General features: G+C 35.4%; 8 protein-coding genes. All 8 read right to left on the bottom strand.

What is annotated here, in order from left to right; translation table 11 throughout:
• Nucleotides 1-317: 317 nt before the first annotated feature.
• A complete protein-coding gene (locus WNY98_RS17155; protein WP_342878489.1) occupies nucleotides 318-1,457 on the bottom strand; it encodes an SMP-30/gluconolactonase/LRE family protein in 1,140 nt (379 codons plus the stop codon).
• Nucleotides 1,458-1,550: 93 nt separating this feature from the next.
• Nucleotides 1,551-3,422, bottom strand: coding sequence for a CRTAC1 family protein (locus WNY98_RS17160; protein ID WP_342878490.1), 1,872 nt, complete (start codon nucleotides 3,420-3,422; stop codon nucleotides 1,551-1,553).
• Between the two features lie 25 nt (nucleotides 3,423-3,447).
• Nucleotides 3,448-4,890 carry a sulfatase-like hydrolase/transferase gene (locus tag WNY98_RS17165; protein ID WP_055255588.1) on the bottom strand — a complete coding sequence of 481 codons (1,443 nt, stop codon included), beginning with the start codon at nucleotides 4,888-4,890 and terminating at the stop codon, nucleotides 3,448-3,450.
• Nucleotides 4,891-4,958: 68 nt separating this feature from the next.
• Entirely contained in the window at nucleotides 4,959-6,482 is a 1,524-nt protein-coding gene (locus tag WNY98_RS17170; RefSeq protein ID WP_342878491.1) for a sulfatase-like hydrolase/transferase, read from the bottom strand.
• Between the two features lie 250 nt (nucleotides 6,483-6,732).
• On the bottom strand, nucleotides 6,733-7,287 hold the full coding sequence (locus tag WNY98_RS17175; protein WP_342878492.1) for a hypothetical protein: 555 nt from the start codon (nucleotides 7,285-7,287) through the stop codon (nucleotides 6,733-6,735).
• 215 nt (nucleotides 7,288-7,502) lie between these two features.
• Nucleotides 7,503-9,938 (bottom strand): glycoside hydrolase family 42, encoded by a 2,436-nt coding sequence (locus WNY98_RS17180; RefSeq protein ID WP_342878493.1) that lies wholly within the window; start codon nucleotides 9,936-9,938, stop codon nucleotides 7,503-7,505.
• A 1,542-nt stretch (nucleotides 9,939-11,480) separates the two neighbouring features.
• A complete protein-coding gene (locus tag WNY98_RS17185; RefSeq protein WP_342878494.1) occupies nucleotides 11,481-12,623 on the bottom strand; it encodes a replication protein A in 1,143 nt (380 codons plus the stop codon).
• 3,578 nt (nucleotides 12,624-16,201) lie between these two features.
• Nucleotides 16,202-17,197: a hypothetical protein gene (locus WNY98_RS17190; RefSeq protein ID WP_342878495.1), complete on the bottom strand. Its 996-nt coding sequence runs from the start codon at nucleotides 17,195-17,197 to the stop codon at nucleotides 16,202-16,204.
• Nucleotide 17,198 lies beyond the last annotated feature (1 nt).

The following is a 17,198-nucleotide window of genomic DNA, read 5'->3' on the forward strand; positions in this document are numbered from 1 at the left end:
TAACCCTATGTTTTTAAAGTATTTAAATGCATCAATATTTAAGTGAAAGTAACGCAGATATTTTTATTTTTTATACAAAACAAATAAAGAGACCCAAAAGCCCTATTAATAAATAAAAATGTTGTTGAAAATGATCAAAATTGAGTTGTTCATAAAGAAATTTACGAGGGTTTACAATATTAATTTATGCTCATTAGAGTATTTACAGCTATCAAAAGCTGACAATCAGCAGTTTTGAAAGCGGTAAACCAAATGTATTACCCATAAACCTAAAGCTCAAACATATAGGGCAATACACACGGTTTTAATTTAAGCGCCTAGTTATCATGTAACTTAATTTCACTTACTGTATAAGGTTTGCCATGCCCAGTATTGGTAATGCCTGGGCCTGTAAGCAAGTCAAAATTCGACATAAGCAAGGAACCTTTATAATAAATAATATCGGCAGGTTGGTCTAATTCACCATTAACTGAGTTGTTATCTGGGTACGATGCAATAACAGTTACATTCTGGTGTGTATCAATTTTTATAACTTGATTAGTTAAAAAACCTGCAGCGTATAAATTACCTTGAGGGTCTATAGCTAAGCCATCAGGTCCGCTTCCTTTTGGAAGTGTTGCGTAGGTACTTTGGCTAAGCAGGTTGTTATTTGCATCAAACGTTAATTTATAAATTAAATCGTCACCTAAGTTCGTTACAAACAAGTTACCCTGTGCGTCAAACACTAAGCCATCAAGTCCAAATTTGCGTTGCTTATTAATTGTTTTAGCCAAAAACAATAAATGCGAATCATCTGTGCTGTTAGTTACTAATACATTAGTATCGGTTGCTTTAAAGCGATATATTCCGCTGAGAGTCTCAGCCTTGTTTTTACTTGGCACACGCAATTGAGTCACGTAAATATAGCCATTTTGATAGCGCACACCGTTTGGCGAACTCATGCCTTTTGCTACTATTTGAGTATTAATGACTTTGTTATCTTTTAAGGTGAGTTTAAGTAATCGAGCTTTGCCAGCACCTTGGTTATCGGCTACAAATAACGAGCCATCGGGGGCATAGGCAAGCCCCATAGGACGGCCCTTCCCTTTATTGTTTGGCCCCGATAACTGGGCTATTTTAGTAAACGTTTTATCATCATTAATATTAACTAATACACCTGCTTGTAGTCCTTTATTAGCATAGTTAACGCATGACAAAGTAAGCTCACCTGTAGGAGAGACAGCAAAAGCGTCTGGGGTTGGGCAATAATCAGGAAGTAATGCAAATAAATTCGCACTATCAAGCATTGTATTAGGCGTTTTTACAAACTCTAAAGATGTACTAGCTGCCTCTTTATTTATATTTTTATTATTGTTTTGCGTTGTTTGACTTATTTGAGTACTACAACCAAACACAGTAAATACACACACTAAACACGCTAATTTATTTTTAAGATGAGTGATGTTGTTTTTATTCATTATTGCTCTCTTTTGCTCTTAATTTTTTGCGAAAAAAAAGCAAGGCTTGTTACCAAACCTTGCTTTTTACCTCTCATAGTTAACTCTTTTGCATTAAAGATTGGTTACTTTATCTATCTCAATCTTAGATTTACTGATTACTTCGCCATTGCTGTAACGCACACTCACGTTATCTATTTCGTTGCACTGACCTAAACCAAAATGAACCACGTTATCAAATGATTGTGTATAAGGTGCGGCATCAGCCGATACTCGTCTTGTTAGGGTTTTACCACAGCCTTTAAGTGTCGCTATAGCACCAATTGGGTTTGCATTATGCTTAAGTGAATTACTTATACGCAGTAATGCATAGTGATTATTGTGATTGGCTTGGTTACTAAATAAGTGCCACTGACCTCTGTCGTTATTCATAATAATATCGATCTGGCCATCTAGGTTGTAATCAAATACATTTGCGCCTGAGCCAATAGTACCTAAGGTGTTTGTTATTAATCCCGAGTGAGGAGCTTGGCTAAATGTGTTATCGCCATTATTTAAATACAGTATTTGCGATGTAGGCGTTACCAAATTGCCTTGTTTAACAACAAACAAATCCTGATAGCCGTTATTATTAAAATCTCCCACGCTTACGCCGGTCGTATTTAAATTTGTTTTTACGCCAGCTTTACCACTCACATCAACAAATTTTCCACTTTCATTTTTGAGCAGTAAATCCGATGGTGCCACTGGTTTTTTATTAACCGTATAGAGCTTAACACCGGTTACAACACCAGTTGTTGGTGAAAAGGTATTACCCGCCATGCGCCATTTATTATTACCCATATAACCAACATACAAGCCTTTGTTAGGCTGAGTGTCGGCCCATCCTAGGCCATTACTGCTAACAATATTGACGTTTTGACCGCTGTGTATTTCACCTTCAAATTTATATTTATAAGTGCCTTCACCTACAAACACATCTTGGTCTGGATAAGGTGATTGGTAGTTAACTATATTGAGCGTATCGCCAATAAGTAAGTCATCATATTTAAATGGCCCACGCTTGGTGTAAAAACCAAATGTGTGGCTTTTAGCATCAAAAAACGTATCCCCTGCTTGTAATGGGTTAGCACGACTTATGTATAAATCAAAGTCACCATCGTTATCAAAATCGATTTCGCTAACACCCGTCGCATCCATTATTTTATTAGGTAAAACGTTGGCGGTCACGTCACTAAAGGTAAAGTCGCCATTGCCTTTTAAAACACGTAAAGCGCCGTCACCGTAAATTACTAAATCGTCAATTTTATCGTTATTAAAGTCGGTAATAAGGACTTTTTGACCGTCTCGATTAGTTTTTGGTAAATCAGTTGCGTGGGTTATATTGCCAGTACCATCATTTTTATAAATAAAATTACTAGTTTGTTTACCGCTATTAGCCTGCGGAAATCCCATTAGTAACAAATCTAAATGGCCGTCGTTATTGGCATCAAAAAACTTACTAGTACGCCCCCGTAACGTTGGCAATTTGGGGGAAAACTCCCCGCCTTCAATAATTTCTCTTTTGTTAAAATGAAACAATTTGGCATTGCGTGCGTTACTACCCGAGCCACCACCACGCGATAGCAAGATATCCATTTTGCCATCTTTATCGTAATCGCCTACGCCAATACCGTGCATATCACCCACAATTAGGTCGCGGCCTTTGTCGTAAACGCCTTTATTGTTCCAATACAAACGGATGGTATAACCATGATCAGTAAGCAATAAATCTGGGTAACCGTCTTGATCTAAATCGCTTATTAATGCGTTATCCCATTTACGCCGGTTTTTGTTTTCTAATTTAATTGCTTGGTGCTGCTCACTAAATAATGTACCGCCAGGTGTAAACTGAGCGCCCGCTAGGGCACTCGCTTGCTGACAACCTAGTAAGCTTACGCCCATGCATAACAAAGAAACATGCCACACAACTACTTTTACTTTCATAAAACCTCCGTGAATTTGATAAAACTTACTTAGTTGTTTTAAACGTTTTATCGAATCGTGGCATAGAATCTAACCGCCAATTCACGCTTTCGTTTGTTTCGTGGAACCAGCGAGGCTGTTGGTTATCCCAGCTCCATTTTTCCATTTCGCGAACCATGTCGGTCAACAGTGCCTTGTTAGATTTACTAACATCATGTTTTTCAGAAATATCCTTTTCAATATTAAATAATTGCCACGGTTGCTGGTTAACCTTTAGCGCTTTCCATTGATTTAAGCGAATAGCTGCGTCACTGTAGCCTTTTCGATGACGAAGTGCATAAATAGGTTCATCTTGATGCGGGTTTTCATTTTTAATAAATGCAGGCCACATATTAGTGCCATCTAATTGTTGATTTTCTTCAACTTTAACGCCCGCTAAAGCTGCAAATGTAGGGTATAAATCAAGTGCCGATACAGGGTGCGAGAAACGCTTGCCCGCAGGTACATGTTTAGGCCAATGAAACAACATAGGTACTCTAAAACCGCCTTCTTGTGTACTTCCCTTACCTGCTTTAAGTGGGAAGTTATTAGCGCCTTTACTTAATTTTCCACCGTTATCGCTCATAAATACGATAAGCGTATTATCATACTGATTATTTTTTTTCAGGGTTTCTACTAGCTTACCCACGCCTCGGTCAACTGCGTAAACCATGCCCGCGTATGTTTTACGATCTTTATTTTTTATATTAGGAAACATCGCCATATCTTCATCTTTAGCTTGCAATGGCACATGCGGTGCGTTGTAAGCTAAATATAAAAAGAATGGATTTTTTTTGTCCGCTGCTTTGTCTACAAAATTAACGGCTTCGCGCGATAGTGCGTCTGTAATGTATTCAGTCTCTTTAACCTTTTTACCGTTATGCTCAAGCGGTGTTAGGTATTCAAAAATATTTTTTAAGCCTTGTGCCTTTTGCTTTTTATACTGAGCTTGATATTGGTCAGGAAAATAATTATGACCACCACCTAAAAAACCATAGTATTCATCAAAGCCACGTTGGTTAGGATGATACTGCGGCGCATCACCTAAGTGCCATTTACCAAGAGCTCCTGTGAAGTAATTATTTTCGTTTAGTAATTTACTAATAAACTTAGCATCAGTAGGCACGCCTACGTTTGAGCCGCGTGTCGGTAAATTAAATTGTGAGCCAATCTTATGTGGGTAACGACCAGTCATTAACGCAGCTCTGCTTGGACCGCAGAACGGGTGCGCTACGTAAGCGTCTGAAAAGGAAGTACCCGATTTAGCAAGATCATCTATATTTGGGGTAATAATATCCTTAGAGCCATTAAAACCAACATCTGCATAACCTAAATCGTCTGCAACAATAAGAATAATATTGGGTTTTTGTTCGCTTGCCTGTATACCCGCAGAGCCAATTAATAAGGCAAGCGATGATAAAGCGCTCAATAATTTTGTGTGTGTTTTCATAGTGCCAATCTCAATTTTGATAATAAAAATAGTAGGCCAATCAAGGCCCACCAAAGGGCATTACTCGGCTATAAAAAATCTTTCATGTGGTGATTAAATTTAGTTAATGATGGGTCTTCAATACGCTTAAGCTCTCCCGCCATTTTATGCACTAAATCAGTAAGCTGTTTTTTGTATTTAGGATTGTCTATTTGGTTTGTGATTTCGTACGGATCATTTTTTAAGTCGTATAATTCATCGCGGCTGTCGCCAGGGTTCCATACAAACTTCATTTCAGGGGTACGTATAGCTCTAATACCAAACCATCCTCCGTTGTACCATTCGTAGGCATATAACGAAATATCATCTTTACCAGCATCGGCACTATCGCCTTGTTTCATCAATGGTAAAAGTGAACGTCCGTCTTCGTCGCCATCAAGTGGTAGTGTCATCCACTGGCGAAGTGTTGGGGCTATGTCGAGCATAGATACTTGGCGGTTAATTATTTTAGGCTCAAGGCTAGGATCACGAATAATAAGTGGCATACGCATTAATTCGTCATACGCGTAGGGGCCTTTGTCATACAAGTTATGCTCACCAAGCATACTACCTTGGTCGCCTACTAAAATAATGTGTAGGTCGTCATATAAACCTTCTTCTTTAGCCGTATTAATAAGCTCGCCAACTGCGTGATCTATCATAGCAATAGCGCCATAGTAGAAACTATGTGCTTTGCGCCAATCGGTTTCAGTCATGTGGCTCACATCGTGCCAAGGCCACCAAATATCATCTTGCGCCATTGGTTTGTTTTTGCGTTCTATGCCAAAGTTTTTAGGAAGTTTTATATCTTTGTAGTCGTACATGCTGGCGTAAGGCTCTGGTACTCGGTACGGTGGATGAGGCTGCTCAAAGCTTACAATACCAAAAAATGGTTTGTCTGATTTAGCCGCATTTTGCAGCATTAACTTGCCTTCGTTTACTTCTTTAGCCGTTACTGTATCGGCATATGTACCCGCAAGCGTTTTGTAATAATCGTGTTTTTCACCGTTTTTATCGCGTTCTCCCGCATTCATTCGAGCTACATTTTTTTGTGTACCATAAGGTGTAAAAGGACGGCCATTACGTTCTTCATTTTTATCGTGCCCCCACATAAAGTTAGCACCGCGCAGTGCTGGGCCTTGTGCGCCTAAGTGCCATTTACCTACATAACTTACGTCGTAACCTACGCTTGTTGCACGTTTAATTACGCTGCCTTCACTAAGTGATAACTCCGAAAGGCGAGAATGATAAAGCCCCACGTTATCGTCAAGCCCCGTTTTATGTCCCCAGCGCCCAGTAAACATAGCCGCGCGCGAAGGAGAACATAAGCCAGTAGATGTCATCGCTTGATCAAAGCGTGTTCCTTCGTTTGCTAATGCATCAATGTTTGGCGTTGAAACTGGCCCATTACGATAAGAAAACGTATCAAAGCGCATATCATCAAACATTAAAATAAGCACATTAGGCTTTTTGGCTTCAGAGTTTTTGAATTCTGCATCTTTTGCATATAAATTGGGAGCAAATAATGTGCAGCACCCTAACAGCATCACCATTTTTATTTTAAATAAGTTCATGTGTGTGTCCTTTTTAACAACTAAAAATTGCTACGTCAGTGTTTTAGCAATCAGCCTGTACTTTATTATAAAGGCATAAGATTGATTTCAACAATATAAACATATGATGTTTATATTCGCAACAAATAAATTAAAACTTGGCTAATATTCATACTTCAAAGTTGGTATGAATGTAGATAATAAACACGCATTTCATCATCTACACAAAAGGCATTAAATACTTTATTTGAATGGGTTTTAAGGCTTTCTATTACTTTAACCACGCTCTCACATAATCAATTTTCACTAATGTTGGGAAACCTTGTGCAGATTGATTATCTGAAGGATAAAATTGATTACATTTCCCTTTTGTATGCGGTGTTCTTAGGCCCTTATATATTGTTAAGTTCAACTCTTTGAGTACGCCATCTTTTATAACAATATTATGTAGGTCGCGGTCCAACTCCTGAATCGTCTGTTTTTGAGTTAACTCAACTACACCTATTTTACTATATTGCACATCGCCTTCATTCGTTAAAGTACGATCTATTTTGCTGTACATCCAAAATGCAGGTGATACTCTCGGAAATTTATCCGCACCCTTTATACGTGCCTCATAATATCCGTAACTCCCTGTTGCCCTAGATTTAGCAACTCCCGAAGTGTAAAACAACCTATACTTAGGCACTTTTGTTTTATTACAGCCATCACAAAACGTTCTTAAATGCGTTTCTCGTTTAGTGGTTAGTTTTAATATGCCTTCAGAAACACTGGATTTTTCACCTTTACGGTACCAACCACCATCGTTCTTTGTTTGAAAGTTCAATTTTCAGTATCTTTAATATCAAACTCATCTGAGCGTTCAGCTTGTAAGACCCAACTTTCGCTTGGTTACGCAATATGAGGCATAGGCAGTGCATTAACCCCTGAACTGTACGGGATTAAGCTCAACGATATTGCTATTAGTTTAAGTATTCGCAACTTAATGTATCGTGTTAATTGAAAAGCGAGCACATAGGCATGTACTCGCTAAAAAACTATTTATTGAGCTGTAACTTCAACGAGTGAGACCCCCTCAGAAGGAATGTCAAAGCTATTCTTCATTTTATTACTCGTCATTAAGTTATTAACATGAATAGGTTTACCATTTTTAAGCGACAGATCAACGGTTGCTGTTGTGTGGCCTAAATTTAAAATATTAACCAAGTAACTACCATTGTCTTGCTTAACAGTGCGCCATGTTGTGGTTTTAAATGACTCACCATTATCTACTTTTACAACAACATCAGGCGTACTACCCGAAACCTCTGCAAGTGCAGTTTGTTTAATGGCTTCAACGTCTGCGTCTTTTGGCATAACAATAAGCTTACCTTTACTGGCAACTAACTTAGCCTTACGCGGGTGCCCGTACTCATCTAAAGACAGGCTTTGCGCTGAGTCTAAAATAACGGTACCGCCTTTATTTAAATACCCTTGAAGCGATTTAAACTCTTCATTTGTAACAAAATTATTGCGATAAACCAGTATTGCATCCCAGTTGTTATTGTCTTGCTTTTCAATTACATTCTTTGTGGCAAAGCCAAGTGGAAAACCTTCAAAAAATAAATTTTCATAAAGCTCGTAGCCCTTGGTCATATAGTCGTTTGTGTTAATTGCTGTTGTTTCAGAGTAAAACAAACGAAGTGGACGACGCTGCTCTCTAAGCTTAACAATTTCTTCAGAAAAACTATTAAGATCAAACATTACTTGGGTAACTTCGTTAGTTACATGCGGCTGCATATTGTTAGAACCCGCAAATGCACCGCCAAGACCTGGGTCAAAAAAGTCTAGGTCGCCTTCTAAACGATCCTCTGGTGAACCATCTGGATCACGTGCCCAAAACCAGCCCATATTGGCATCCATACCAAGTAAAGTTGCAAGCCAATAAACACTACGAACATAACTTGTACGTGTGTCTAAATCTCGCCACTGACCCGATGATAAAAAATGAGATTCTGAATTCACATTAATCTTATTAGGCGCAACTGATTCCATAAAATCATGAAACATAGTGACTATGCCCCAATTATAAGCGTATTTTTCAATCCACTTGGACGATTTACCAGGGCGAATGTTTTCGCTACCGAATGATTTTGCATCGTGCCCAACCATAGTTGTCAATTCAGCTAGAGCTTCGGTATCTATACCTCCAGAACGAGAATCTTCCATGAACATACGAGGCATAATTTTAATATGAGTATCGGCATCTTCATTTACAGAATGCAGTTCGTTTTGAACATACGTAAACCAATCCGTACTTCTATCCATATTATAACGCGTCCAGTCGTACCAAATCGGTAAACCTTTTAATGCCGGATCGATTGGGATTTCTATTGCAACGCTTTTAAAGTTTTTAAAATTAGTATCCCAATTTTCATTAAGCTTATTTATATCGTCCTGATATTTAGTACTCAACCAATTTCTAAATTTGTCTAATGTGTATGAAGAAATACTTGTCATTTCTTGGAACTTTTGAGTCCAATGACCTTTTTCTGCGTACCAATGTGGTTCGTTAGCAAGTACGAAACCCACCTCAGTTACTTTTTTACCTTTGGTGAGTTCACCCGTTTTACGAATTATCTTACCCCATACTTCACGGGCTAAAGGGTTATCAATATCAAAACCTGTAAATAACGACCGCCCTTTTCTAACCTCTGGCTCTCGTTCTTCAACCCACTGTGGAATACCCATTAGCCAATAAACTAAAAAACCAATGTTAGTATCAGGGATACGCGTTAGCTCTTTCATTAACTCCTCGTCAAAAGTGCCATCCTCTCGAACTAAAAATGAATTAATGGCGCGATCATGATCGACAGGGTATAAATCTTCACCACCATGATAAAGCGCACCTAAATGGTCGTTATAAATATCTTTATTTGTAAGCGGCTGCCCTACCGTTTTTGAAAAATAGTCATATAAAAATATTGGTTTACCATTGCTTACAAACATATTGTCTTTTGCTTTAGTATTTTGCCAATCAACTTTATTTACAGGGCGGCGTTTAATTTCGCCTGCAAGCTCTTTAGATAAATCGTTTATACCTTTATCTAAAATTTGAATTACTTTTTTACGTTCAAAATCAGGAAGCTCTTTTGCTAACTGCTCTTTTGTGTCTGCGTAGTAACGTTCATAGCTAAATAACTTAACAACAGCGTCGTAATTGTTTTCATCCCAGTTAGCAAACTTTAAAAACTGTTCTGCAAACCACACAACGCTTTCTTCACGTGTAACATCAATTTGCTTATGTTCAGCTTTTGCCATCAACTTCTTAAGTTTGTTAATTTTTAGTCGAGCTGTTTTCTCGTAGCTATTCAGTGAAGCAATAGATGAACTAAGAGTTTCTGTGTCTTTTAACTCTATGGGACTTTCTTGTTGTGAACACGCTGATGTAAGTAAAAATAAGGGGGCTAGTGTAAAGCCTAATAGATGTTGTCTCATGTTATCTCTCGTCTAGAAAGGTTATTTATTAAAAGTATACATTCTGTTTTTTAGATTTATTAAAGACAACATACATCATATGTTTGTATTTGTAATTTGTTTTTTAACATCCAACATGAATTTTTAACAAAAGTATTTTAATTTAATAAATATGCAGCGCTCTTAAAATTTTAATATGACATTCTTTGAACTAGATAATCAACACGATTGTCGTTGCACTTTACAATTGTAATCAAATAATTGAACCTCACCGTCAAATCTGGAAACATACAATGAGGAAGTCATAAGATTAATTTAAAAAATAGAGAGGTCAGCTTTAAATGATTCGACTATGACGAAGCTAAATTACAAACTTAAAATATATAAGATCCTAATTAGAATATTTGTAATAAATCTAGAAGTAAGCCGTTAAAAGCCTCCAATGGAAGCGACGCTTTTAGATTTTTTGATGTATATTGCTTTGTACTAAAAGACTTTAGATCAATATTTCACTAAGTATCAGGCTAAAGCGTAAACGGTTTGATGTTTTTCCACATGGTGGAATAACTGAAATACGATAGACGCACCCTTGCCTACACGCCTCAATATGTACTTAAGATAACCTGAGTTGCTATGTAAGTTTATACGAATAGAAATATAAAGAATGAGTTCAAAACTATCAACACATATAAAAGGTATAGAAGGTATAGAAGGTATAGAAGGTATAAAAACCTTATAATTTTCTTTAACAGTTAATATAAATACCCTTAGTAAAATTTTGATCCAGAGCTTATAGTGACTGGTTACTAATTATACTCAATATTATTTTTTTACTTGGTATTAGAAATAACCAGCTCTGTATAAAAAAGAAGAAATAGGGATTGAATGAAGAAAATTTCCATCACGATATGAGAAGTCATCTAAATAGACCAATGCGGTGATATTACTGGAAAGAAATAAATCTAAAAGCGCTTTAATATTCATAATTTACAGTATTATTTTTAGTAAAAATTGCAGATCAAATTTTTACTAAGTGCTATGCCATAATGCTTTTTAATAACCATTCCACATTGTGGAAATCTTAATATTACATCCACATTTTCTTTTATTACACTAGCCGCTGTTAATTTAAATTAACATTATGAACTATTATTAAATGAGTTATTTCACATCTGAGAAAGACTCATAAATATTGAAAACTGGATAAAAATATTTCCATGTCCACGAAAATATGCGAGCAACTCAACTTACAGCTTGTGTGGTAAGCATACGATAAAACCTTAGCCGCTTATTTTTATGGCTATAACCAAAAAAAGAAACTCTTCTTATTAGTTTAATCCTATTACTATATGACAATGCAGAAAAAAGCGCGATTTGCTCAACAATATTATAAGACTTAATGAACTTATCAACTTTCACAGCTGCAATTGTTTGAAATCAATCTATTCTAAAGCTGTAAAAATATTTCAACCAAAATAGTATTTTTAAAGCTACAGAGGTTTTTTACTTAACCTTAGAACAAAAGCAGTATTAGGTAATTAACTAACCTAAGAAGCTTATTTATTAAGACTCAGTAAAATTTGCTTGGAGCTCTTGCTCATCTAGTACCTTGGCTTTTTCCGTTATTTTTTTATTGTGCTTATTCAAGGATAAAATTTCAGCACAGAATGAATCTGAGGGGCAAAGCTCGTATTTATAGTCAACAATATTACCTTCATCATCCTTTATATTATCGATTTCATAGCTATCTAAAATATCGGCCTCAATCAGGTCCTTCATCGTATTAGCCATATCTCGACGAATAGCTGTAAGTCGAGATTTTTTTATATCTTCACTGTCGATGGAGCCAAACTTTATCATGGTTTTTTTTAGTAAAAAGTGATGCGTTTTGCCTACACTTGCATAGCGAAACATATGATAAAGCCTCAAGGTTAGCCATCTGGATAAAGTTCTTTTAAACGATTGAGCACGATTAAAATAATATCCTCTGTAACCAATGGACTCTATTTGCTGCGACATAAACTCATTTAATACAGCAAGACATTTAACCGTTGATTTACCTTGCTGACCACTAAAATGAATAGAGCTTAAATAATTCATTTTAGACTCACTATAATGTTGCTCTCCCGCTTGATTGGTCACTTGGTATTTAAAGTTGAGTTCACTGCCTTTGAGTATTTGAAGGGCCTGTTTTATTTCTGCAAATGATAGGGTTTGATTAACAGACTTCAGCTCGTTAGCTATTTCTTTAATAGAAAAATATACCGCATATCTGTCGCCCATTTTTCCGGAAATTTTTGCTATTTTTCCTTGGCTAGCTAAACGAATAAGTGCCCTTTCTACTTTTTCTTCTCTATCTGAAGGCCAAGCAAAATAATCTTCATCTTTTCCCACAATCAGCGCAGGGGCTATTTCCAGTTTACCCTCATACATAACGCCTTCTAACTTATCAGAAATACTTCGAGATACGACAACCCGGTTAGGCGCTTCACTAATTTTTACCAGTTTACGTTGATTACGTATAAAACGAGACCACAAGTCATAAGCATTAAAAGTGTTTGAAATAGAGTTTTCAAAGCCCGACAACGTACTTTGATTATCAATGAAAAGTGACAATTGCTCAACTTGATTTGCATTTTGGATTGTCTTAATTTCGTTTTTAATAGTATCAGGAAGATTACTCAACGAAATGTACTTTGTGGCCATTAAGCAAAACCCTGCTCATTATTATATTTATCCCCTAGGTTCTCATAACCCATAGGTTACGGCAACTATGAAACATAGAGGAAAATTGATCTGAGTGTAATAAAAATCTAAATACAATTTAACAAAATGAGTTTATGAGTTATCAATATAGATTTTTATATTTTTAAGCTACTTTTTATTACCCTAGTTTCAGAGGTCCACTTGTTAATTTCAGTAAGCATCTATAGCACTAACATAGAGGAAAACTGATCTATACTGAATAATAGAAACTTGAAGCTTCATCTGTTACTGATTTTTACATAATAAACAATGATGTATTTAATTTAAGACATCTACTTTATATGTAATTAAAGAACATAGAGGAAATCTGAACCTCTTTTTACTCAAGCACACCGCTATATCAAGCGTTCATAATTAACTTGCTTAGCCTTCCCTCTTTCGCAATCAGTTTTCAAAGATAGAGGAATATTGATCTGTAACTCTTTTAAAAAATAATATTAGGAAACTTAAGCTAATAAAATAATATCCATAATGCCCTACGACTACTTCTATGTGAGCCTCAAACATAGAGGAAAAGCGATCTGGATTAATTATCATCGAACACCCAGCATAGAGGAAAAGTGATCTGAGCTGATTTTGTAACCCTCAAATTTATCACCTAACTTAACCATTAAAATATAAATCGATGATTTTTGCTAAACAGACTGTAATTTAAGCATAGAGGAAAATTGATCTGTGATAATTTGGCTGATAACAAATTACATAGAGGTAAAGTGATCTGAGGCTAATTTATTTAGGCAAAATAGCTTCACACCATAATGCTGTATTGAATATCTACGGTAATAGAGTAGCTACAAATAGTCGATGAAAGCCTACCTTGGAAATAAATTTATGTGGTCATGGAAAAAACTCAATAAAAAACATTGATAACGGGTAAATTAAAAATTCTTGTGGATAAGCGTTATTTTACCTAGTTAAATAATGATCTCAGCATAATGGAGATCAGATCTACACCATGTTTTTAGGTCAAAGGAAGTTTGCTTATGGGGATAACATCGTATACAAACATGATGGAAATCGGATCTAAAACACACATTCTGGGGGTAAGTATGTTTATAACCTATGTATAACTATATGATTTTAAAGAGCACATAGAGGAAATATGATCTATAACATAGTGTAAACATGATCCATACATAGAGGTTTGTTGATCTGCAAATTTAAACAAACTAATTTATATTCAATAACTTATAGGAATAACTTACGCTTTAACCTTATACCTATAATTTAACCATATTAACCTTATTATTATCCTTAACAGTAAGAAAATTATAATCAAGCGCTATTTTCAAACAGATCTATTAATAATGAGAGAGCTAACAAGTATATATGATGACAAACTTTATCTAGAGAAAGCATTCTGTAAATACCTTAGCAATAAGTATATACTTACAAAATGAAAAATATCTCGATAACACCCTAACCTACTAACTTAAATTAGCCCACACTAATAAAAGTTTTTCATATAATGCAATTTACTATCTGATTCAGATAAATTACTTAATTTATATTTCTAAAAACGTATTCATATTAGTCATCTATAGTACATATACAATATATAAAACCATCAAGTTGCACATTGTTAAGAAGAGAAGTATCTCTCTTATAATAAGATACTAATATAAGTACCCCTGAACGCTTAGAACGTATTAAAGACACCTATGTAAGGCTAGGTAATACAATATCTAAGGGAAGCTCCTAGGCCCAAATAGAGGCGCTTAAGCATTGATGAATAGTTAGCTAAATAAACAAATTCTTTCAATCATCTAAAGACTATTATTTATTTAGGCAACTTTAAAAACTCAGCAATGAAGTATTAGAAAAGCTCGGTTAAACAATTTCCACATTGTGGAAAGTAACGCTATCAAATTTTAAGTCTTATACATATATTAATAAATATGTTTACTCGACTTAGACTTCCTATAGTTTACATAGCTGCGAATAGTTCATCTTGTCGATTTTTATACAGGCTATTTAATGTGCAAAGATAAACATGAACTAATTTAAGTTATGTACTGTTTCAAAATATTGATACGTATTTAAGATTCTCCGAAAGAAAATCGACCTCGATGGGTGTGTTTACTCTAGGTGTCGTTAGAGAGTTGTGGAGCACTTACAGTGATCGATATAAAGGGGTTGGTCATCAAATGATTTCGTTTATTATCCATAGCCAATAAACACATACCCTAAACCGCTTTTTAAATACTATTATTAAATGTGAATGACTATAAACAACTATGAGTAGGAAAATCATAGTAAAAGTAAATATTTTTTGGTGTCTGACCTTGTCAACTTTACCAATTTGGACTTCCCTGCTTTCACTAGTTAGTTTTTAACTCAAAATAGTACGCTTCTTTGAACTTAACAGGTGATACACTACATGTGTGAATAGCATTTTTTGATTTTAAAAAATTTATCTAAAATTAAATATCTCAGCTTTCGCATCTTCTCGTATCGAGTATATCTTACTTCTAACTATTCACTTTTTAAGCTTAGTAAAAACTTTCAGAAGCTGCATTATAATACCAATCCCCAACTCGGCTAACCGATAACACAATTTTATACACCTTCGTTAATGCAAGCTAACTAGGATTACCACATTAACTACCATGATCACCTACCAATACCTCAGCTTTAAATTAATGTTTTATACAGTCATTAAGAGTAGATTTATAAAAATGGTTATCCATATTTTTATCCAGCGACTAACTTAGAATCCGCCTGAGAGTAATTCATCTCTGTTACCACATATAAAAAATGTCGTAGGTGCTTAGGTAATATCGCACAGCTATGATTGGTTTGGCGCTGGCGGGTTAAATTGACGCGCTCATAAGTTATCTGCAACCCGTGATGCTTTATCGCCTTTAATATGGCGAAGCTTATACCCAATTTGCGCTTTAAGCTTATGTCGTTGCATAATCTTAGAAACACGATTTACGGTGCATTGCTTACCGACTTAACGCAAGTCTGCATATATCCAAGGGTTACCATAAGTGCCGCCACTGGTTACATAAAATTCTTTAATGAGTTTCAACAAGCGTTTATCTCTAAGCACTCATTGTTTAAAGGCTTTTTAATCAGGCATAAGAACCACTATGACGCAGCTAAAAAAGGCGTCACATCGTCGTGATATACAGTTTTTCATCGGATGATGTAAAAATTTTAAGTTTATCTGATAATTGGCTTCGCCGGCAATATAAAGTTTTAATGCAAATATTAAATCATTCAGCGACTTCTGTAACTTGGTACCTACACTCGGTAATTTGTTAACAGCTTAAATTTATTGGCATCAAGCATATTCTGGGAAGTTCTATCTGGTCTGAAAACTAGTGTAAATTAAATATATGACTCTACAATTATAAGCTAGGAGTATTTGAACTAAAGAAAATTATGAGTAGGAAGGTTGTGATAGCTATGCGTTTAAAAAAAATTATAGATAATAAGTAGTTTGTTTGTAATAAAAATACCTTTTCCACAATGTGGAAAAGGCATTTTAAATAAAGTTTATGTTGGTAAAACTAAGAATTAAAACTCGTTAAAAGCATTTCTAATATATCGGGACTCACTTTGGACTCGTCTATTGAAATATTTACACCATTCTTTGTCGTCGTAAATTTTACACCACTTACGTTACTTTTAATAAGCTCTTTAAATTTACCGTTATAAGCCGTCTCACCTTGCGCTTTGTCACTTTTAATTCTATTTAAAATATCGCGCTGTAACTTTTTAGATTCCTTTTCTAAAAACTCGTTTATTTCTGATAATTCTTCTTTAGATTCTTTACCAGTAAGCGGTGATGTTTTAATCGCTTTAAAATGTATAGCTAAATTATCTAGGTAATTATCTTTATTGTATTTTACTAATTCTCGTAGAAATGGAGTAGATATAAACTTTAGGGCAGGAAACAATTTAATAATATCGTTAGGTATATTTGAAAAGCTTAACGCGTAATACACGTTGCTTTTTTTTATCCCTAAAATTTCGCAAAGTTTTGTTCCTGTCAGTTCTATACCATTTCTTTTTTCCAGTTTATCCTTTAATTCGCTAATGGAGCGTGCTTTATCCATATAGCTAGGTTCTGAGTATTCATCCATTACTAAGGCGAAATGAGCCCGTTCTTCTTCCGTTAAATTTTTGGCAACAACTAGGGTTAATTTTGTATCTGGTAAAAGAGAAACAGTGTAAGCACGGCGAAGACCGCCTAGGATTTCATACTTTCCATCAACAAGTTCAGCTCTAACGGCTTCGGTATTACCACCTGTAGATTTTATCGAATGATAAATATCGAGCACAGATGCTAAAGACAAATCTTTAAAAGATCGCTTATTATAAATCGACTTTGTACATTTATTTAAAACATCTTGGCTTTCAATTTCAACGCGTTCCCATTCAATGTCTCGTTCAGAAATAGGTGAACGTTCAACTATATTATTTCCACTATTTTTTGTAATAAGCTCATCTAGATTAGTAGTTGTAACCTTACGCCCGATCACGGCTCTTTTTTTTGTGTTCATA

This window comes from Pseudoalteromonas sp. AS71 (assembly GCF_038900275.1).
Lineage (GTDB): Bacteria > Pseudomonadota > Gammaproteobacteria > Enterobacterales > Alteromonadaceae > Pseudoalteromonas.